Genomic DNA, 20427 nt, shown 5'->3' with positions numbered 1-20427 from the left:
GTGACGAGTCATGGTGGTTCGAGAGTGCGGAAAAACGGGCCGTCACGGCCGAGAAGGAGACAGAATGCTTGATTCCGAGCGACAGAAACGCGTCCGGACATGCGACGACCCCCGCCGGGGGGGGAGAGCGGGGGTCGTCCCCACGGCCGACTCGGGGGGGGAGGAGTCGGACCGGGTTAGCACGGTCGCGAACGATCCGTGACTTCCATGGTGTACCCGAGAGCCTTCTCAGGCAAACCCACGCGCCAGAGTTTACGCCGAATGGTGGCCCCCTATGCTCTGCCTTGTGGAAAACCACTCCTTGCCGCGCACAGCAGCCTTCTTTGACCTGGACAAGACGGTCATTGCGAAGTCTTCGACTCTGACCTTCAGCAAGTCCTTCTACCAAGGCGGACTGATCAACCGCCGCGCCGTACTGCGCACCGCGTACGCACAGTTCGTCTTCCTCGCCGGGGGCGCCGATCACGACCAGATGGAGCGGATGCGCGAATATCTCTCCGCACTCTGCAAGGGCTGGAACGTCCAGCAGGTGAAGGAAATCGTCGCCGAGACCTTGCACGATCTGATCGACCCGATCATCTACGACGAGGCGGCGACCCTCATCGAGGAGCACCACACCGCCGGACGCGATGTCGTCATCGTTTCCACCTCGGGCGCCGAAGTCGTCGAGCCGATCGGCGAGCTGCTGGGCGCCGACCGGGTCGTCGCCACCCGAATGGTCGTCGGTGACAACGGCTGCTTCACCGGCGAGGTGGAGTACTACGCGTACGGACCGACGAAGGCCGAGGCGGTCAAGGCACTCGCCGTCTCGGAGGGATACGACCTCTCGCGCTGTTACGCCTACAGCGATTCCGCGACCGATGTACCGATGCTGGAGTCGGTCGGCCACCCGCACGCGGTCAACCCGGACCGCGCGCTGCGGCGTGAAGCGACGCTCCGGGAATGGCCGATTCTCGTCTTCGACCGCCCGGTCCGGCTCAAGCAGCGGCTGCCCACGTTCTCGATGCCGCCCCGCCCGGCGCTCGTCGCCGCTGCGGCGGTGGGCGCAGCGGCCGTCACCGCGGGACTGGTCTGGTACACCTCGCGCCGACGCACGGCCGCGACAACCGCCTGACGGCCCCGCATCTGGACCCGTGCACCGGGAGCTTCGCCGCTCGCCGTGCGAACCCCGCCACCCGGGTCACCACCCGGCCGCTGTCCGGAGCCCACCTCCGGACAGCGGTCCCGGTCCGCGTCGGACGGTCCCGTCGTCTGCCGGATTCCGGCTCCGACCAGCATGTTCGGATCGTCCATATTTGAACCTAAAAGTAAAGAAGCATGGCCAGCACTACCGTTTACCCCAGGTCTGGAGTACAAAGGACTCAACGGCCCGCGAGACCAAGGACATCCGAGAGGATTACCTGTAACGCAGAGAAGGCCCCACGGACCGAGCATGAAAACCGAGCACCCACGCGACGTCGACCCGTCGATTACGGGCCAGCCGCACCAGGGAACGGGCTGAGTTCCCGACCTGATGGGCATGTATCGAGGACGCATGGTAACTGGGTGGACGTGCCAGCGGCGGTACCGAGGACGGTACCGCCGCAACCCTTTGATCGGGCAGTGAAGTCAGCAGTCGAGCCGCGGAGTTGGCGGCCGAATGGGCGGACGAGCCGCCCGGCGGGAGCTACGCGGCCCCGCGCTGCAGCGCCTCACAGACCGCCGTGGACTCCCTGACGCCCAGTTCCACCGCACGCCCGCAGTGCGCGATCCAGGCAGCCATACCGTCCGGCGTCCCCGACAGATAGCCCTCGAACGCCGCGACGTAGGCCGCCCGGCCCTGTTCCGCATGCCCGACCTCGGCGGGGCAGATCGACTTCGGATCGAGCCCGCTCCCGATCAGCACGATGCGCTGGGCGGTCCGCGCGACCAGTCCGTTGTACGAACCGAAGGGGCGCAGCGCCAGCAGTTCGCCGTGCACGACCGCGGCCGTCACCAGCGCGGGCGCCGCACTCCCCGCAAGGATCAGTCCGCAGAGACCTTCCAGCCGCCCGGCAACCTCATCCGCGTCCGGCAGCGGCGCTTCGATCAGCGGCTCGTCCACCGGCTCGCCGGCCAGCCGGGGCCGGCCGACCGCGTCATCGGGTGCGGCCCCGCCGGCCGCCACCAGATGCAGCCGGGCAAGGACCCGCAGCGGCGACTGCCGCCAGATGGAGAGCAGTTGGCCCGCTTCCGCGGTGAGCCGGAGGGCGGCTCCGATCACCTGCGACTCGTCGTCACCACTGAAGTCGGTGCGCCGGCGCACCTCCTCGAGGTTCCAGTCGGCGCCGGAGAGCGCGGCGGAGCCGCGGGCGCCGCGCAGCGCCGCTTCCGCGGTGACCTCGTTGCTGCGGCGCCGCATGACGCGGTGGCCGTAGACTCGGTCGACGGCCTTGCGTACGGAGTCCACCGCGTCTGCGACCCCCGGCAGGGCGCCAAGGGTGGCAAGCGGGTCTGGGGCAGTCGTACTCATAGGTAGCGAGGCTACGCGCCCCCTACACCCATACCGCCCCGGAGTGGCCTTCTTCACGAAGTTCGACAGCGGAGCGCAGTTGAGCAGCTACCCTAGGTGAACATGAAGATCGCTTTCGTAGGGAAGGGCGGCAGCGGCAAGACCACGCTGTCCTCGCTCTTCATCCGCCACCTTGCCGCCAATGAAGCCGATGTCGTCGCGGTGGACGCCGACATCAACCAGCATCTGGGGGCCGCGCTAGGCCTCGATGACGAGGAGGCGGCGGCGCTGCCTGCCATGGGTGCGCAGCTGCCCCTGATCAAGGACTATCTGCGGGGCAGCAACCCCCGCATCGCCTCCGTCGAGACGATGATCAAGACGACTCCGCCCGGCGAGGGCTCGCGACTGCTGCACGTCCGCGAGGACAACCCCGTCTACGACGCGTGCGCCCGCACGATCACGCTGGACGACGGGGACATCCGACTGATGGCCACCGGGCCGTTCACCGAATCGGATCTGGGGGTGGCCTGCTACCACTCCAAGGTCGGCGCGGTCGAGCTCTGCCTCAACCATCTCGTCGACGGTCCGGACGAGTATGTGGTCGTCGACATGACCGCGGGTTCGGACTCTTTCGCGTCCGGAATGTTCACCCGCTTCGACATGACGTTCCTGGTTGCCGAGCCGACCCGCAAGGGCGTCTCGGTCTACCGCCAGTACAAGGAGTACGCACGGGACTTCGGGGTCGCTCTGAAGGTCGTCGGCAACAAGGTGCAGGGCCAGGACGACCTGGACTTCCTGCGGGCCGAGGTCGGTGACGACCTGCTGGTCGCCGTCGGCCACTCCGACTGGGTGCGGGCAATGGAAAAGGGCCGGCCGGCCCGGTTCGAACTGCTGGAGGCGGGCAACCGGATGGCTCTGCAGGCCCTCGAGGACGCGGCGGAGGATTCGTACGGGCAGCGCGACTGGGAGCGCTACACGCGCCAGATGGTGCACTTCCATCTCAAGAACGCGGAGAGCTGGGGCAACGAGAAGACGGGTGCCGACCTGGCCGCTCAGGTCGACCCCTCCTTCGTGCTGGCCGAGCGCGCACAGGCCGGCGCCGCTCAGCCCGCGTGAGCAGGTTCCGGCACGGCACCCCCTCGGCCCTTTTATCGGCCCAGCCCCCGACCTGTGATTCGACCGGTCGCCCGCGACTCGGCGGCCGGCACAGCGACGGGGCCGAACAGCCCCTGGAGCTCCGCCGGTTACCCGTCGGACTCGTCTGGAAGCCGAGGCGGTGCGGCCAAGGTCGCGCGCAGCCTTCAAGGAATCGGCATGGCAGACCGACTGAAAAGCTGCCTATTCACTTGGACGAGTGATTGAATGCCCCATTCGCCCTAGATCATGGACACAAATCTTTACTCTCCATTACGATTCATTTACCGAGAGTTGAGAAATCCCGCCGCTGCACGCCGTGACCCACGGCCGCGTCCCCACGTTCCGCGACCGCGCTGCCCCGGAGGAGACGGGAACATGTCTGCTTGCGTCCGCATCCGTCATGACCACACAGCCCGCAGTTCGCGACCTTCCCGCGCCTCGGGAATCAAGCGACCTCACAGCCCGCCACCGCCGCGCCGCGGCGGACGATTCCGCATCGCGGGCGCCGACCTGTCCGCATCGATCACTGTCTTTCTCATCGCCGTCCCCATGTCGCTCGGCCTGGCCGTCGCCATGGACGCCCCGCTGGAAGCCGGACTCATCGCCGCCGCGCTCGGCGGCATCGTCGCCGGACTGCTCGGCGGCACTCCCCTCCAAGTCAGCGGCCCGTCCGCCGGTCTGACCGTGGTCACAGCCGAGTTGATCCAGATCTACGGCTGGCCCACCACCTGCGCGATCACCATCGGCGCCGGACTTCTGCAGATCCTGCTGGGCTCGCTGCGAGCGGCGCGCGGCGCTCTCGCCGTCAGCCCCGCCATCGTGCACGGCACCCTCGCCGGTATCGGCGTGGCCATCGCACTCGCCCAGTTGTGCATCGTGCTCGGCGGCTCGCCCCAGAGCTCGGCGGTTGCCAACGCCTTCGCGCTTCCTGACCAGTTGGGCCGGCTGAGCCCGGCCGCACCGCTGATCGGTGCGCTGACCATCACCGTGCTGGTGGTGTGGCCGCGACTCCCCGGGCGGATCGGGCGAGCGGTACGGCGGCTTCCCGCGGCCCTTGCCTCGGTGGCGATCGCGACGGCGGTGGCAGCGGTCACGGCGCCCGGGATCGCCCGGGTCGACCTGCCCTCCTGGCGCTCGCACGCCCTGCCCGAACTGCCGCAGGGCCCCATCCTGGCCCTGGCCACCGCCGTGTTCACGGTGCTGCTGGTGGCCAGTCTCGAATCGCTGCTCGCCGCAGTGGCGGTGGACAAGCTGACCGCCGACCGCGCCGGCGGGCGTACCGCCGATTCCGCCCCGCCTTCCCCGGCCACCCCCGCCGTCCCGGCGGTCCAGCGCTCCGATCTCGACCGCGAGCTGCGCGGTCAGGGCCTTGCCAACGTGCTGTCCGGGCTGCTCGGCGGACTGCCGGTGTCCGGTGGCGCGGTGCGGAGTTCGGCAAATGTACGGGCCGGGGCCACCGGCCGAGCCGCCACCGTGCTGCACGGCGTCTGGGTGCTGCTCGCCGCCGGACTGCTGGTCACGGCCCTGGAGTGGATCCCGCTGGCCGCGCTCGCCGCTCTGGTGATGGTGGTCGGCTTCCAGATGGTGAGTTTCGCCCACATCCGCAATGTCCACAGACATCGCGAATTCCTGGTGTACGGGGCGACGATCACCGGTGTGGTGCTTTTCGGCGTACTGAAGGGTGTGGCCATGGGCATCGCCGTGGCCCTGGCCGTGGCCCTGCACCGGCTGGCCCGCACCAAGATCACGGTGACCGATCAGAATGGCCAGCACCTGGTGATCGTACGAGGGCAGCTGACGTTCCTTGCGGTGCCGCGGCTCAGCCGGGCGCTCGGCGAGCTGCCCCGAGGCGGGGACGCGGTGGTCGAGTTGGACGGCTTCTTCATGGACCATGCGGCGTACGAGACGATCCAGGACTGGAGCGATGCCCAGACCGCACAGGGCGGCCGGGTCGTCTTCACCGGCAGATCCGGCGGCCGGATCGCCGAGCCCGCCTCGGCGGCCCACTCCTGCTGCCGCCCCTGGACACCGTGGCGCAACCATCACTGCCACGACCGGCCCGGCCAGCCGATCGGCGCCCCCCAGGCCGCCACCATGGCCGCCTTCCCCTCCGGCGAACACCTCACCACCGACCAGGGCCCCACGGGCTCGGGCACCGCCGAGTCCGGCACCGCCGACGCCCCAGGACCCCATGCCGCCGACGCCACCACCAGCCCCACCGGGCGGTCCGACACCCCTGGCGAGGAAGCCGCCGTTCCGCGCCGGACCGGCGCGCACCGGCTGGTCAGCGGGCTCAGTTCGTTCCAGCGCAATACGGCCCCGCTGGTGCGCGACGAGCTGGCCCGCCTGGCCCGCGAGGGTCAGCGTCCCTCCCAGCTCTTCATCACCTGCGCGGACTCCCGCCTGGTCACCAGCATGATCACAGCGAGCGGCCCGGGCGACCTGTTCACCGTTCGGAACGTCGGCAACCTGGTGCCCCTGCCGGGCACGGAGGCCGGGGACGACTCGGTGGGCGCCGCGATCGAGTACGCGGTGGATGTGCTCAAGGTCGAGTCCATCACCGTCTGCGGCCACTCCGGCTGCGGCGCGATGCAGGCACTGATGAGCGCCAAGCCGGACACCCCGCAGACATCCCTGTGGCGCTGGCTGCGGTATGGCCTGCCGAGCCTGGAGCGGATGACGTCCCGGCATCACGCCTGGGCGCGGATCTCCGGCCGGCTGCCCGCCGATGCGATGGAGCAGCTCTGCCTCACCAATGTGGTCCAGCAGTTGGACCATCTGCGGGCCCATGAATCGGTGGCGCGGCGCCTCGCCGAGGGTGCGCTCCAGTTGCACGGGATGTACTTCCATGTCGGCGAGGCGCAGGCATATCTGCTGGCCGAGGGCGCGAGCGCCGGTAGCGGAATCGACGAGGTCTTCAACCGGGTGGGCCCCGGCGACCCGTACAACCACGCCCGCCCGTACGACATCACCGGCCTCAGCGATCCCACCGGCGCCGGTGATCCCGATGATCGCGGCGCCTCCGCCGGTCCCTCCGGTTCCGGCGAGCTGGAACCGACGAGCGCCTGAACCACTTGTGTCTCGGGTCCGTGAAACCTTGTGGTCGTTCCTCCATACACGAAACACAGGTCTAAACCAATTCCTGGCAGACACTTGTCACCCGGCCCTTGGCCTGATGAGCTATGCCCCGGGACACAACGGACACCCTGGGAATGGGAGATGTCGTGAGCAACGAAAGCTTGGCCAATCTGCTTCGGGAAGATCGTCGGTTCGCACCGCCCGCCGATCTGGCCGCCGACGCCAACGTCACAGCCGAGGCGTACGACCAGGCCGAGGCGGACCGGCTGGGCTTCTGGGCCGAGCAGGCCCGGCGCCTGACCTGGGCCACGGAGCCGACCGAGACACTGGACTGGAGCAACCCGCCCTTCGCCAAGTGGTTCGCGGACGGCAAGCTGAACGTCGCGTACAACTGCGTGGACCGTCACGTCGAGGCGGGCCACGGCGACCGTGTCGCCATCCACTTCGAGGGCGAGCCGGGCGACAGCCGCGCAATCACCTACGCGGAACTGAAGGACGAGGTCTCCCGCGCCGCCAACGCCCTCGCCGAGCTCGGTGTCGGCAAGGGCGACCGGGTCGCCGTCTATCTTCCGATGATCCCCGAGGCCGCCGTCGCGATGCTGGCCTGCGCCCGCATCGGCGCCGCGCACTCGGTGGTCTTCGGCGGCTTCTCCGCCGACGCCATCGCCGCCCGCATCCAGGACGCGGACGCCAAGGTCGTCATCACCGCCGACGGTGGCTACCGCCGCGGCAAGCCGTCCGCGCTGAAGCCAGCCGTGGACGACGCCGTCTCCCGTATCGACACCGTCGAGCATGTCCTCGTGGTGCGGCGCACCGGCCAGGACACCCCGTGGACCGAGGGCCGCGACGTCTGGTGGCACGAGATCACCGAACGCCAGTCCGCCGAGCACACCCCCGAGGCGTTCGACGCCGAGCAGCCGCTCTTCATCCTCTACACCTCGGGTACGACGGGTAAGCCGAAGGGCATCCTGCACACCTCCGGCGGCTACCTCACGCAGACGGCGTACACGCACCAGGCCGTCTTCGACCTCAAGCCGGAGACCGATGTCTACTGGTGCACCGCCGACATCGGCTGGGTGACCGGACACTCGTACATCGTGTACGGGCCGCTGGCCAACGGTGCGACGCAGGTGATGTACGAGGGCACGCCCGACACCCCTCACCAGGGGCGCTTCTGGGAGATCATCCAGAAGTACGGCGTCACGATCCTCTACACCGCGCCGACCGCGATCCGTACGTTCATGAAGTGGGGGGACGACATCCCCGCCAAGTTCGACCTGTCGTCGCTGCGAATCCTCGGTTCGGTCGGTGAGCCGATCAACCCCGAGGCGTGGATCTGGTACCGCAAGCACATCGGCGCCGACAAGTGCCCGATCGTGGACACCTGGTGGCAGACCGAGACCGGCGCGATGATGATCTCGCCGCTTCCCGGTGTCACGGAGACCAAGCCCGGTTCGGCGCAGCGCGCCCTGCCCGGTATCTCCGCCACCGTCGTCGACGACGAGGCCAACGAGGTGGCGAACGGCGGGGGCGGCTACCTCGTCCTCACCGAGCCGTGGCCGTCGATGCTCCGCACCATCTGGGGTGACGACCAGCGCTTCCTCGACACCTACTGGTCGCGCTTCGAGGGCAAGTACTTCGCGGGCGACGGCGCCAAGAAGGACGAGGACGGCGACATCTGGCTGCTCGGCCGGGTCGACGACGTGATGCTCGTGTCCGGGCACAACATCTCGACCACCGAGGTCGAGTCGGCGCTCGTGTCGCACCCGTCGGTCGCCGAGGCCGCCGTGGTCGGCGCGGCCGACGAGACGACCGGCCAGGCCATTGTCGCGTTCGTGATACTGCGCGGTTCGGCGTCCGTCTCCGACCATCTCGTCGCCGATCTGCGCAACCACGTCGGTGCCACGCTCGGCCCGATCGCCAAGCCCAAGCGGATCCTGCCGGTTGCCGAACTGCCGAAGACCCGCTCTGGCAAGATCATGCGCCGCCTGTTGCGCGACGTCGCGGAGAACCGCGAGCTGGGCGATGTCACCACGCTCACCGACGCCTCGGTGATGGACCTCATCCAGACGCAGCTGCCGTCGTCGTCCTCCGAGGACTGAGGCCGGCAGCAGTAAGCACGAGCAGATACGACCCCGAGGGGCATCCGGCGACGCGCCGGGTGCCCCTCGGGCATTTAGAGTGAAGATCACCGAATACGGCCCCGCACACCCCGGGTACAGTGGCAGCTGCATCAATAACTCATCAAGAAATCTCCACAGGGTGTGCCGGGAAGTCTGGTCGGCAAGTGCATCAGCCATGCCATTGCTGCCGTACCGACCCGGAGGTCTCCACTCGTGGCCGCGCCCGCCCCCGCACCCCCCTCTCCCTCCCGCCGCACCTTTCTCGGACGTCTCTCCCTCCCCGAGCGGAACTACCTCGCGGACGCCCTGCGCACCGAGACCGTCGGCGGAGTCATCCTGCTGGTCGCCGCTGTCGCCGCGCTGACCTGGGCGAACACTCTCGGGTCCAGTTACCGGGCCGTCAGCGACTTCCACCTCGGGCCGCAGCCTCTGGGGCTGGACCTCTCCATGCAGCACTGGGCGGCCGACGGGCTGCTCGCGATCTTCTTCTTCGTCGCGGGTGTCGAGCTCAAGCGCGAACTGGTGGCGGGTGACCTGCGCGACCCCAGAGCGGCTGTCCTGCCGGTCATCGCCGCCGTCTGCGGCATGGCCGTGCCGGCCATTGTCTACACGCTGGTGACTGTGGTCGGCGGCGGCTCCACGGACGGCTGGGCCGTCCCCACCGCCACCGACATCGCGTTCGCGCTCGCCGTCCTCGCGGTCATCGGCACCTCACTGCCGTCCGCGCTCCGCGCCTTCCTGCTCACCCTTGCCGTCGTCGACGACCTCTTCGCGATCCTGATCATCGCCGTCTTCTTCACCGAGGACATCGACTACATGGCGCTCACCGGCGCCGTCGTGGGTCTTGCCGTCTTCTATCTGCTGCTGCGCAAGAACGTGCGCGGCTGGTACGTCTACGTACCGCTCGCCCTGGTCATCTGGGGACTGATGTACAACAGCGGCATCCACGCCACCATCGCCGGTGTCGCCATGGGCCTGATGCTGCGCTGCACCCGGCGCGAGGGCGAGGAGCACTCCCCCGGCGAACACATCGAGCACCTGATACGCCCGCTGTCGGCCGGTCTCGCCGTGCCGCTGTTCGCACTCTTCTCGGCCGGCGTCTCGCTCTCCGGCAACGCGCTGGCGGGGGTCTTCACCCGGCCCGAGACACTCGGTGTCGTGCTGGGGCTCGTCGTCGGCAAGACGGTCGGCATCTTCGGCGGTACGTGGCTGGCCGCCCGCTTCACCAAGGCGGAACTGAACAAGGACCTGGCCTGGGCGGACGTCTTCGCGGTCGCCTCGCTCGCCGGGATCGGCTTCACCGTTTCGCTGCTCATCGGCGAGCTCGCGTTCGAAGGGAACGCCACCCTCACCAACGAGATCAAGGCCGCGGTGCTGATGGGCTCCCTGATCGCGGCCGTGTTCTCCGGTGCGCTGCTCAAACTCCGGGTACGCAGATACCGGACGCTCTACGAGGCGGAGGAACTCGACGAGGACCAGGACGGTGTTCCCGACATCTACGAACAGGACAACCCGGCGTACCACCTTCGGATGGCCGCGATCTACGAGAAGAAGGCCGCGGAACACCGCCGCCTTGCCGAACTGGCGGGGGCAGCGAGCAGCAAGCCGGACAGTCCGGAATGATCTGAGTGCAACAGACCATAAGAAGGCCCCCTACCAGCGGATTTCCCGCCAGCAGGGGGCTCGCTCATGCTGCCCCGCGAGGCCGCCTCCGCGCCCGAGGACCTGGGACCAGGGTCCGGGCCGAAGCAGCTCACGGGCACCTCGGCATCCTGCGCGAGATGACCGGCGGCCCCCCGCATCCGGGGCGCCGGTTCCTGCGGACTCCGCTCGCTGCCCTGCACCGCGAACCCTGATCCGTGATGTGCGTCACATCTCGCTCGAAAGCTCTGCCCTGAGCGGGGGTCCACCGGGTTGAGGAAGTCGACAGGGTGTTCCGCCCCGCACGGCCATGTCCGATCGACACGATGGAACGATGTGACTTCCCTTCTCAAGATGCGTAGTGCCCTGCCGGTTGCCGCTGTGGCCGGTGTTCTGGCGCTCGCCGGGTGCTCCCAGGGCGGCAAGAACTCCGCCGGACCCGAGGCGGCCTCCTCCGCCGGCGGCGCGTCGGCCACGGCAGCCGCCGCCAGGGGCGTGCTGACGATTCCTCAAGACGTCGATGAGGAGACCAAGAAGCAGTACGTGTACCAGAACGCCCTCGCCGCCTGCATGCGAGGCGAAGGGCTTCATCTACACCCCGCTCGTGGATGACGACGAGGTCAAGCCGCTCCCGATCGACGGTCAGGACTACGACCTGTCGAAGGAGTACCGGGGGAAGTACGGGTTCGGCGTCACCTACGCCCCGGTTGTCTACCCGAACGACGCCAACGTACTGGGCACGGATGCCAACACGAACGACTCGCATCCCAACGCGACGTATCGGGACACGCTCTCCCCAGCCCAGCAGCGGGCCTATGACAAGGCGATGGGTGAGTGGCGAGTGGAGGACGGCAAGAAGCTGGAGTCCCCGGGCTGCCGCAAGGACGCGGAGTTGAAGGCTTACGGGCCGGAGAAGCCCAAGGCCGAACTCGCCCGTGAACAGGACGCCGCCAAGACCAAAGACCGCGCGGCGCAGCAGGCCCTCGACGGGGATGCGCAGTTGGTGTCGCTGGCGCAGGACTTCGCGTCCTGCCTCCGCAGTGAGGGGATCGCCGTCACCACCACGCAGCCGACCTCCATCGGGGACATGGTGAAGTTCCAGGTGAACAGCCAGGGCGACAACGTGGACAGGGGGGACAAGGAGACCGCGAGGGCCAAGCTCACCCAGGAGATCAGCACCGCCCTGAAGGATCTGGAGTGCGGCAAGGAGTTCCGCGCCGCGTACTTCCCGAAGCTGGCCAAGAACCCCTTCGTCGGAGTGGGCGGATGAGCCGACTCCGGAGCGGTCCGGCGCGCCGCAGCAGGCAGGTCGCCATCATCGTCGGCGTGGTGGCCGTAGTCGGTGTGGGCGGTTGGTTCACCGGTATGCAGATGCAGTCGCCGGCCGACGCCGCGGCCGCGCACCAGCCGCCGAAGTCCGGCCCGGTGACGGTCGCGGTGGCGCGGCAGAAGCTGACCGCGACCGTGGTGTCCCAGGGGGAGGTGAAGTTCGGGGCACCGCAGGGCGTCTCGCTGTCAGGTCCCGTGGGATCCTCCGGCGACGACGAGACCGCCCAACGGGTCACCAAGCTGCCGACCGAGGGACAGACCCTCGAGGAGGGCAGTGTCCTGATGCAGGTCAGCGGCCGTCCGGTGTTCGTTCTGCGCGGCTCGGTGCCGATGTACCGCTCCCTCGGTCCGGGCGGTTCGGGCGACGACGTCCGGCAGTTGCAGAGCGCCTTGCGCAGGATCGGCTACGACCCTGGCGCCGTGAGCGGGAACTACCGGGAGGGCACCGCGGCCGCGGTGGGTCGCTGGTACGGGAGTAAGGGCCACGAGCCGCAGAGCCCCAGCGTCGCCGACCGGCAGCAGCGCGCCGATCTGGAGGCGGCGGTGTCGACGGCCCAGCTGGAGCTGGTCCAGGTGCAGTCGGGCGGGGGCGACGGCAAGGACGGCGGCACGGCGTCCGCGCCGGGGTCGGCCGAAGCCGAGGCCCTCCAGCGGCGCTCCGCCCGGCAGCGGCTGGACCAGGCCAATGCGGCGCTGAACGCGTTCAAGGCCACGTACGGCACCAAGGTCCCGGCGGGTGAGGTGGTCTTCCTGCCCGACCTGCCGGTCCGTGTCGACAAGGTCAAGGTGAAGCTCGGCGACTCCCTGGACGGCAAGGTGGCCACCGTGACGAGCTCCGACGTGGTGGTGCAGGCCACCGTGCCCGGAGCGGACGGCGCCGCACTGCGCGAGGGCATGGAGGCGCGGATCGAGACGGGTGACGGCCGCGAGGTCCGCGGTGTCGTGTCACGGATCGGCGGCGCGGGTGCCGGCCAGGCCGGGGACAAGGCCGGTGCCGCTTCGGGTGACGACGGGAAGGCCGGCACGGACGGGGAGCCCGCCGGGGACGGGGAGGCCGGCGCCGGATCTGGCCCGGCCGATCCGTCGGCACCGGTGCCGTTGGAGATCTCCGTAGCCGACCCCGGACCGCTGAGGAGCCAGTCGGGCGGCGTCGCCAAGGTGACCATCGAGGTGGGCGCCTCCAAGGGATCCGTCCTGGTGGTGCCCGTGGCGGCGGTCCGCACCTCCGCTGACGGGAAGGCCCGGGTGCAGGTGCAGCGCGACGGCAAGGTCGTGAACGTCCCCGTCCCCGTCGGGCTTGCCGCCGCCGGGCTCGTCGAGGTGACCCCGGACCGCGGTTCGCTGGACGAGGGTGACCAGATGGTGGTCGGCCAGTGAGGCGACGGCCCCCGGCGGCGGTCACGCTCGAGGAGCCGCCGGACGCGGACACCGTGATCGAACTCCGCGTGGTCTGCCGGACCTTCGACTCCGACCCGCCCGTGCACGCGCTGCGCGACGTGGACCTGACGGTCCGCCGAGGGGAGCATCTGTCGATCGTCGGCCCCTCGGGGTCGGGTAAGTCCACGCTCCTCAACACCCTGGGCCTGCTGGACCGGCCGACGTCGGGGAGCTTCTGGCTCGACGGCGTGCTGACCAACGCCCTCGGCGACCTGGAGCACACCGCGCTGCGCGGAAGCCGTATCGGTTTCGTCTTCCAGTCCTTCCACCTGCTGCCGTACCGGACCGTGGACGAGAACGTCATGCTCGCCGAGGCCTACCGGGCCCCCCGGCCCGGCCGCGGGCGCCGTACCCGGGCCGAGCGGGCCCGGGAGGCCCTGGCACGGGTCGGCCTCGGGCACCGCTTCGGCTTCCTGCCCGGCCGGCTGTCGGGCGGCGAGCGGCAGCGGGTGGCCATCGCCCGTGCCCTGATGGGCGAGCCGGCCCTGCTGTTGTGCGACGAGCCGACCGGCAACCTCGACAGCGAGAACACCGAGTCGGTTCTGACGCTCTTCGACGAACTGCAGTCGCAGGACATGACGCTGCTGGTGATCACCACGACGACTCCGTCAGCCGGCGCGCGAGCCGGCGGGTACGGATCTGTGACGGCCTGCTCAGTCAGGAGAGCGTATGAGGAGCCGTACCCGCTCCGTTCCGGCCCCGGGGGCACAGCCGGTCGTGCCGGGCACCGAGCACCGTCCCGCATGGCCCGAGCGCCCCACCGCCGGTGTGGACGCGGGGCAACCGCCGGAGGCACGAGCCACCGAACATCACCGCGGCGAACACCGCCGGTCGCACCGCCGCGACCAGCCCGAACGCCCGCGGATCGACCCTCGTGACCTGTGGTCGGAAGCGCTGGCCGGAGTGCTCGCCCGACGGCACCAGGCTCGCCGGTCGCCCCTCGTCTGCGTCGTCGCAGCCGACCAGGACCCCACGGCCGAAGCCGACGCCCGAGATCCCAGTCGCCGGCCCGGGCACCTTCACCACGGCACAGGCATCCGGCAGTCCGGTCGGTTCGGGCCCGCTGCGCCGCTACCGCGTACAGGTCGAGGACGGCATAGACATATCCGCCGAGGACGCCGCCGCGGAGATACAGACGATTCTCGCCCACGAGCGCGGCTGGGCCGCCCACGGCCGTGGCTCGTTCCAGCTGGTCTCCTCCAACGCCGACTTCGTCATCAAGATCTCCACGCCTGCCACCGCCGACCGGCTCTGTCGCGCACAAGGCCTCGACACCCGTGGGGAGTTGAACTGCGAGACGCCCGAAGGCGTCGTGGTGAACCTGCGCCGTTGGGCGCTGGACTCGCCGCAGTTCGACGGGACGCCGGAGCAGTACCGGCACCTGATCATCAACCACGAAGTCGGACACGAGATCGGCATCCGCACGCACATGGGCTGCCGGGGTCCGGGGCAGCTCGCGCCGGTGATGATGCAGCAGATCAAGGGGCTGAAGGGGTGCCTGTCCAATGCCTGGCCGTACGACAAGCACGGCAGTTACATCACGGGCCCGACCGTGTACTGACGAGGGCCCTTGCCCGAGACCGCTACCGTCCAAGATCGGTCCGCATGTCCTGACCGGACGGATTCGGGCGATCATGAGCACCCACGACGGTCAGTTCTTGACATCAGCCTCCATGCACGTCGGCCCACACCCACGGAACGACAGCAAACCGGGCCGTCTGTGAGCCGTCTCAGGGCCGCCAAGGGCGACCGGCGACGACCAACGTCCACCACCCCGCAGCACGCCAGGAGCAGACAGCGCCACAGAGCCCCAGGCAACGCAGAATGCTCGACAGTCCGGCATGATCTGACACCAGATGTGTTGAGCAGGAGCAGAAGAGGGAGTCAGGGATGAGCGACCCCGGCAACTACGCGGGCAGCGCCGACCGCAGTCTCGGGCAGCTGGTCGCCTCGGCGACGGCCGAGGTGTCCGCACTGGTGCACGACGAGATCGCCCTGGCCAAGGCCGAGGTGCGGCGGGACGTCAAGCGGGGTGTGGCCGGCAGTGTGGCGTTCATCGTCGCAGGCGTGCTGATTCTGTTCGCGGTGCCCGTGCTGAGCTTTGCCGCGGCGTACGGAATCCACAACCTGGGACTCGGGCTCGCATGGTCGTTCCTGATCGTGGGCGGCGCGTTCATTCTCCTGGCGGTCGTGCTCGCGCTGATCGCCATCGCCAAGTTCAAGAAGGTCAAGCCGCCGGAGAAGTCCATCGCGTCGGCCAAGCAGACGGCGGCCGTGCTGCAGGGCGTCAAGCCGCACCCGCGGCCCGCCGTCACTGCGGGCGCGAGCCGTCCGGCCGTCACGGCCTCGGGCAGCACCCCGGCAGGCAAGGTTGTGGCGAAGCCTTCGGTCCAGGACAAGGCGTCCGGTGTGGCACGCTCGTCCACATGACCGTCCCCGATTCCAGCGCATTCGGCCCCACGGGCTCCGGCTCCGGCAGTCCCGTACGCCTCGAGGGTCCCTGGACCCACCGCGACGTGGCGGCCAACGGGGCGCGCTTCCACATCGCCGAACTGGGTGACGGGCCGCTCGTGCTGCTGCTCCACGGCTTCCCGCAGTTCTGGTGGACCTGGCGCCATCAGCTGACCGCGCTCGCCGATGCCGGGTTCCGTGCCGTCGCGATGGATCTGCGCGGGGTGGGCGGCAGCGACCGTACGCCGCGGGGTTACGACCCCGCCAACCTGGCCCTCGACATCACCGGCGTGATCCGCTCGCTCGGCGAGCCGGACGCGGCGCTGGTCGGCCACGACATGGGCGGCTACCTCGCCTGGACCGCCGCGGTGATGCGGCCGAAACTGGTGCGCCGGCTGGTGGTCTCCTCGATGCCGCATCCGCGCCGCTGGCGGTCCTCCATGCTCTCCGACTTCGCGCAGTCCCGGGCGGGCTCGTACATCTGGGGTTTCCAGCGGCCATGGGTACCGGAGCGTCAGCTGGTCGCGGACGACGCGGCGTTGGTGGGCCGACTGATCCGTGACTGGTCGGGGCCGCGGGCCGCGGAGTTCCCCGACGACGCGGCGGTGGACGTCTACCGGCGCGCGATGTGCATCCCGTCGACGGCCCACTGCTCGATCGAGCCGTACCGCTGGATGGTGCGGTCCATGGCGCGCCCGGACGGCATCCAGTTCAACCGCAGGATGAAGCGCCCGGTGCGGGTGCCCACGCTGCATCTGCACGGTTCGCTCGATCCGGCGGTCCGTACGCGGAGCTCGGCGGGGTCCGGCGAGTACGTCGAAGCGCCGTACCGTTGGCGACTTTTCGATGGTCTGGGGCACTTCCCGCACGAGGAGGATCCGGCCGGATTCTCGACCGAACTCATCAACTGGCTCAAGGATCCTGAGCCGGACCGGTAGCCCCGGCAGCCCCGCGAGCGGCCCTGCGGGCACGTGGGGCCGGTAACCCGGCGCGACCAACTGGTGGCTGGAAGAGCACAGTTGTCCGACGAACAGCCAATTGCCCGGCGCATAGGCCAATTGGCTGATGCATGGGCGATTACCGACCATGAGGCACGGGCAGACGTCGGGGTATGGGCTGGACGCACGACTTCGGTGACGCAGCACGCAATCGACGCTCGACCGCTACGGCGGATCCGGGCACTCATGAGGGGGACGGTCCCCAGGGCCGGGTGCACAGTGTGCAGGATCTGCATGATCTCCGTCTGGGCATTCCGCGCATCCTCCGCCGCCGGGCCCGCTGGGTCTCGGCGCGGCTGCGGCATCCCCGCGGATGACCCGCCCCTCACCCGATCACACGGTCAGCTGAGTGCGGGGCGGCTGCCGCGCACTCCCTCACCTTTCCCACGACCTACAGAGCGCACGCCTGGCTGTCGACCTGCTGGTTGGCGATGCGGCCGGTCGTGATGTCCTGGCGGATCTCATCGGCCGTCAGGGCATAGCCCGTGTGGGGGTCGTCCAGCGACTTGGCGAACACGACTCCGTACACCTTGCCGTCGGGCGTCAGCAGCGGGCCGCCGGAGTTGCCCTGGCGGACCGTCGCGTAGAGCGAGTACACATCGCGGCGGACCGTGCCCCGGTGGTAGATGTCCGGGCCGTTGGCGTCGATGCGGCCGCGGACGCGTGCGGCGCGTACGTCGTAGGAGCCGTTCTCCGGGAAGCCCGCGACGATGGCGCTGTTCCCCGTCTCCGCGTCGTGGTCGGTGTCGGTGAACTTCAGCGGTTTCGCGTCGAGGTCCGGGACGTCGAGTACGGCGATGTCGCGCTGCCAGTCGTAGAGGACGACCTTCGCGTCGTACAGCCGTCCCTGGCCGCCGATCTGGACGGTCGGCTCGTCGACGCCGCCGACGACATGCGCGTTGGTCATCACCCGGCGGTCGGAGAAGACGAAGCCGGTGCCTTCGAGGACCTTGCCGCAGCTCGGAGCCGTGCCGACGACCTTGACGATGGACTGCTTGGCGCGCGTCGCGACAGGGCTGCCGGCCAGGGCCGGGTCCGGGGCCTTGACCTCGGTGATCGGCTCGTTGGCGAAGGGGCTGAAGACCTGCGGGAAGCCGTTCTGCGCGAGAACCGAGGAGAAGTCCGTGAACCAGGTGGAGGCCTGGGAGGGCATCACCCGGGAGATGCCGAGCAGCACCGAGGAGTTACGGACCTCCTTGCCCAGCGTAGGCAGCGACGTACCCGCGAGGGCTGACCCGATCAGCCACGCCACCAGCAGCATCGCGACCACGTTGACCAGCGCGCCGCCGGTCGCGTCGAGTGCGCGCGCGGGCGACCACGTGATGTAGCGGCGGAGTTTGTTGCCGAGGTGCGTGGTGAAGGCCTGGCCGACCGACGCGCACACGATCACGATGATGACCGCGACGACCGCGGCCGTCGAGGAGACCTCGGAGCCGTCCGTCAGCTGGTCCCACAGGACCGGCAGCAGGTAGACGGCGACAAGGCCGCCGCCGAGGAACCCGATCACCGACAGGATGCCGACGACGAAGCCCTGGCGGTAGCCGATCACTGCGAACCACACGGCGCCGGCCAGCAGCAGGATGTCCAGCACGTTCACCGTCTATTGCCCTCGCAGATTCGTCACCGGACCCGTTCGGCTGGGGCCGGGCAGGCCCGGAAGGGCCCGGCACGGAAGTCAGCCTGTCATGCGCGCCAGTCGAGCGGCACCTGTCTGGACCTGTCCCAGGGACGCTCCCACCCTGCGAAGTGCAGAATGCGGTCGATCACCCCGGCTGTGAAACCCCAGACCAGGGCGGATTCGACCAGAAATGCCGGGCCCAGGTGACCGCTGGGGTGCACCGTCGTCACCCTATTGGCCGGATCCGTGAGATCCGCCACGGGAACGGTGAAGACCCGGGCCGTCTCCGCAGGATCGACGGCTCCGACCGGGCTCGGCGTCCGCCACCAGCCGAGGACCGGCGTCACCACGAAGCTGCTCACCGGGATGTAGAGCCGGGGCAGCACGCCGAAGAGCTGGACGCCGCGCGGATCGAGGCCTGTCTCCTCCTCGGCCTCCCGCAGAGCGGCCCTGAGCGGCCCTGTGGTCGCCTGGTCGCCGTCCTCGGGGTCCAGAGCGCCACCGGGGAAGGAAGACTGCCCCGCGTGGGAACGCAGGGATCCGGAGCGCTCCATCAGGAGCAGCTCGGGGCCGCGCTCGCCCTCGCCGAACAGGATCAGCACCGCGGACTGGCGCCCGGCGCCGTTCTCGGGCGGCAGGAAGCGGCTGAGCTGCCGGGGCTCGATGGTCCGCGCGGCGCGGACGACGGGGTCGAGCCAGCCGGGCAGGCCGTCGGACGTGACGGCGATCGCGTCGTCACGTCCCGCGCCGGCGGTGCGGTTCTGTTCGCGGTCGTCGTCGCGCTTCTCCACGTCGCTCTGCGCGTGGCTCCGGTCGTGCGTCTGCGCGTGGCTCTGGTCGTGCGTCTGCGCGTGGCTCTGGTCGTGCGTCTGCGCGTGGCTCTGTTCGTGCGTCTTCATCGGCACCCCTCGTCGTCTCACAACGCCTGTCGCCGCGCATTTCGTTCCGGAGCGGCGCCCCCCGTCAGCCGGCCTCCGCCTCCGTCACCCGGCTCCGAGCGCGGGCGCGGGCCTGCCCGGGTAGTCCGGCGGTGGGCTGAGCCGCTGGCCCGGCTGGCCGCCCATCTCGTACTTCAGGAGCTTCTTGGCCTTCTCCGGGTCCGTCTCGCCCTCACCGTACGAGGGGCAGAGCGGGGCGATCGGGCAGGCGCCGCAGGCGGGCTTGCGGGCGTGGCAGATGCGGCGGCCGTGGAAGACGACGCGGTGCGAGAGCATCGTCCACTCGCTCTTCGGGAAGATCGCGGCGATTTCCGCCTCGACCTTCTCCGGGTCCTCCTGCTCCGTCCATTTCCAGCGGCGGACCAGCCGGCCGAAGTGGGTGTCGACCGTGATGCCAGGGACGCCGAAGGCATTGCCGAGGACGACGTTGGCGGTCTTGCGGCCCACACCGGGCAGCGTGACCAGATCCGCCAGCCGGCCCGGGACCTCACCGCCGAAGTTGTCCCTGAGCGACGCGGAGAGGCCCATCAGCGACTTGGCCTTGGCCCGGAAGAAGCCGGTCGGCCGGATGATCTCTTCCAGCTCCTCCGGGACGGCCGCAGCCATGTCCTCGGGGGTGGGGTAGGCGGCGAACAGCGCGGGGGTGGTCTGGTTGACCCTCAGGTCGGTGGTCTGGGCGGACAGGACCGTGGCGACGAGGAGCTCGAAGGGGTTCCTGAAGTCCAGCTCCGGGTGGGCGTACGGGTAGATCTCGGCGAGCTCGCGGTTGATCCGGCGGGCACGGCGGACCATCGCGAGGTGGGATTCCGGCTTCCCGGGCTTCGCTGTCCTGGCTGCCTTCGCGGGCTTCTCCGTCTTCGCTGCCTTCACCGTCTTCGCGGGCTTCTCCGTCTTCGCTGCCTTCACCGTCTTCGCTGCCTTCACCGGCTCCCCCTGCTTCGCAGCCTTTCCCGGCTTCACCGCTGGGCGTTTTGTCGCTTTTGCGGAGCGACTGATACCCTGTTCGCCCACAGCGGAATTTCGGCCTTCCGACACCCCATCAGCCCCCTTGGCCTGCGCTCTCACCGGCGACTTGGACACCCGGCCAGCCTAGAGCCAGGCACTGACATCCGCCCCGGTCACTGCGGATCCACCCCCAATCGGCCCCCTGCCGCACGGTGAGCCGCGCCCGTGCGTCAAACTGGTTTGTGATTGATCGCACTGTTTT

The 20427-nt window shown here is 69.5% G+C and carries 16 protein-coding genes and 1 pseudogene; 13 read left to right on the top strand and 4 right to left on the bottom strand.

The annotated features are described in order from the left end of the window. Positions 1–274: 274 nt before the first annotated feature. Entirely contained in the window at positions 275–1114 is an 840-nt protein-coding gene (locus tag ABZV38_RS02480) for an HAD-IB family hydrolase (protein WP_356323704.1), read from the top strand. A 552-nt stretch (positions 1115–1666) separates the two neighbouring features. On the opposite strand, the gene ABZV38_RS02475 is transcribed toward ABZV38_RS02480, so the two are convergent. After that, a complete protein-coding gene (locus tag ABZV38_RS02475; protein WP_356323702.1) occupies positions 1667–2491 on the bottom strand; it encodes an oxidoreductase in 825 nt (274 codons plus the stop codon). A 102-nt stretch (positions 2492–2593) separates the two neighbouring features. Between ABZV38_RS02475 and ABZV38_RS02470 the strand changes: the two genes are divergently transcribed. The 12 genes and pseudogenes from ABZV38_RS02470 to ABZV38_RS02415 all read left to right on the top strand — a co-directional run bounded on the left by ABZV38_RS02470 (position 2594) and on the right by ABZV38_RS02415 (position 16981). Further along, on the top strand, positions 2594–3586 hold the full coding sequence (locus ABZV38_RS02470; protein WP_356323700.1) for an ATP-binding protein: 993 nt from the start codon (positions 2594–2596) through the stop codon (positions 3584–3586). A 396-nt stretch (positions 3587–3982) separates the two neighbouring features. After that, positions 3983–6676, top strand: coding sequence for a bifunctional SulP family inorganic anion transporter/carbonic anhydrase (locus tag ABZV38_RS02465; protein WP_356323698.1), 2694 nt, complete (start codon positions 3983–3985; stop codon positions 6674–6676). Between the two features lie 113 nt (positions 6677–6789). Next, complete coding sequence (gene acs / locus ABZV38_RS02460; protein ID WP_356323696.1) at positions 6790–8787, top strand: acetate--CoA ligase; 1998 nt, start codon at positions 6790–6792, stop codon at positions 8785–8787. Between the two features lie 234 nt (positions 8788–9021). Continuing rightward, entirely contained in the window at positions 9022–10431 is a 1410-nt protein-coding gene (gene nhaA, locus ABZV38_RS02455; RefSeq protein WP_356323694.1) for a Na+/H+ antiporter NhaA, read from the top strand. A 354-nt stretch (positions 10432–10785) separates the two neighbouring features. After that, positions 10786–11061 (top strand): hypothetical protein, encoded by a 276-nt coding sequence (locus ABZV38_RS02450; RefSeq protein ID WP_356323692.1) that lies wholly within the window; start codon positions 10786–10788, stop codon positions 11059–11061. Continuing rightward, entirely contained in the window at positions 11054–11719 is a 666-nt protein-coding gene (locus tag ABZV38_RS02445) for a hypothetical protein (protein ID WP_356323690.1), read from the top strand. The genes ABZV38_RS02450 and ABZV38_RS02445 overlap by 8 nt, the downstream gene beginning before the upstream one ends. Then, positions 11716–13155, top strand: coding sequence for a peptidoglycan-binding protein (locus ABZV38_RS02440; protein WP_356323688.1), 1440 nt, complete (start codon positions 11716–11718; stop codon positions 13153–13155). The genes ABZV38_RS02445 and ABZV38_RS02440 overlap by 4 nt, the downstream gene beginning before the upstream one ends. Before the next feature lie 68 nt (positions 13156–13223). Next, positions 13224–13888: pseudogene (locus tag ABZV38_RS02435) on the top strand (ABC transporter ATP-binding protein). A 201-nt stretch (positions 13889–14089) separates the two neighbouring features. Continuing rightward, a complete protein-coding gene (locus tag ABZV38_RS02430; RefSeq protein ID WP_356323687.1) occupies positions 14090–14776 on the top strand; it encodes a DUF3152 domain-containing protein in 687 nt (228 codons plus the stop codon). 329 nt (positions 14777–15105) lie between these two features. Further along, positions 15106–15645, top strand: coding sequence for a phage holin family protein (locus ABZV38_RS02425; protein WP_356323685.1), 540 nt, complete (start codon positions 15106–15108; stop codon positions 15643–15645). Then, on the top strand, positions 15642–16604 hold the full coding sequence (locus ABZV38_RS02420) for an alpha/beta hydrolase (protein WP_356323683.1): 963 nt from the start codon (positions 15642–15644) through the stop codon (positions 16602–16604). The genes ABZV38_RS02425 and ABZV38_RS02420 overlap by 4 nt, the downstream gene beginning before the upstream one ends. 173 nt (positions 16605–16777) lie before the next feature. Further along, positions 16778–16981 carry a hypothetical protein gene (locus ABZV38_RS02415; protein ID WP_356323681.1) on the top strand — a complete coding sequence of 68 codons (204 nt, stop codon included), beginning with the start codon at positions 16778–16780 and terminating at the stop codon, positions 16979–16981. Between the two features lie 74 nt (positions 16982–17055). On the opposite strand, the gene ABZV38_RS02410 is transcribed toward ABZV38_RS02415, so the two are convergent. From ABZV38_RS02410 to nth, 3 genes are all read right to left on the bottom strand, one after another. Beyond that, the gene (locus ABZV38_RS02410; protein ID WP_356323679.1) at positions 17056–18261 is read right to left on the bottom strand and encodes a MarP family serine protease; all 1206 of its coding nucleotides are present in this window, start codon (positions 18259–18261) and stop codon (positions 17056–17058) included. 86 nt (positions 18262–18347) lie between these two features. Further along, positions 18348–19181 carry a CoA pyrophosphatase gene (locus tag ABZV38_RS02405; RefSeq protein ID WP_356323677.1) on the bottom strand — a complete coding sequence of 278 codons (834 nt, stop codon included), beginning with the start codon at positions 19179–19181 and terminating at the stop codon, positions 18348–18350. An 84-nt stretch (positions 19182–19265) separates the two neighbouring features. Next, positions 19266–20090, bottom strand: a complete 825-nt coding sequence (gene nth, locus ABZV38_RS02400; protein WP_356323916.1) for an endonuclease III — start codon at positions 20088–20090, stop codon at positions 19266–19268. Positions 20091–20427 lie beyond the last annotated feature (337 nt).

It is taken from the genome of Streptomyces sp. NPDC005181 (assembly GCF_040608395.1).
GTDB lineage: Bacteria > Actinomycetota > Actinomycetes > Streptomycetales > Streptomycetaceae > Streptomyces.
The sequence above is the reverse complement of the archived record's forward strand: the minus strand, read 5'-3'. Positions and strand labels throughout refer to the sequence as shown.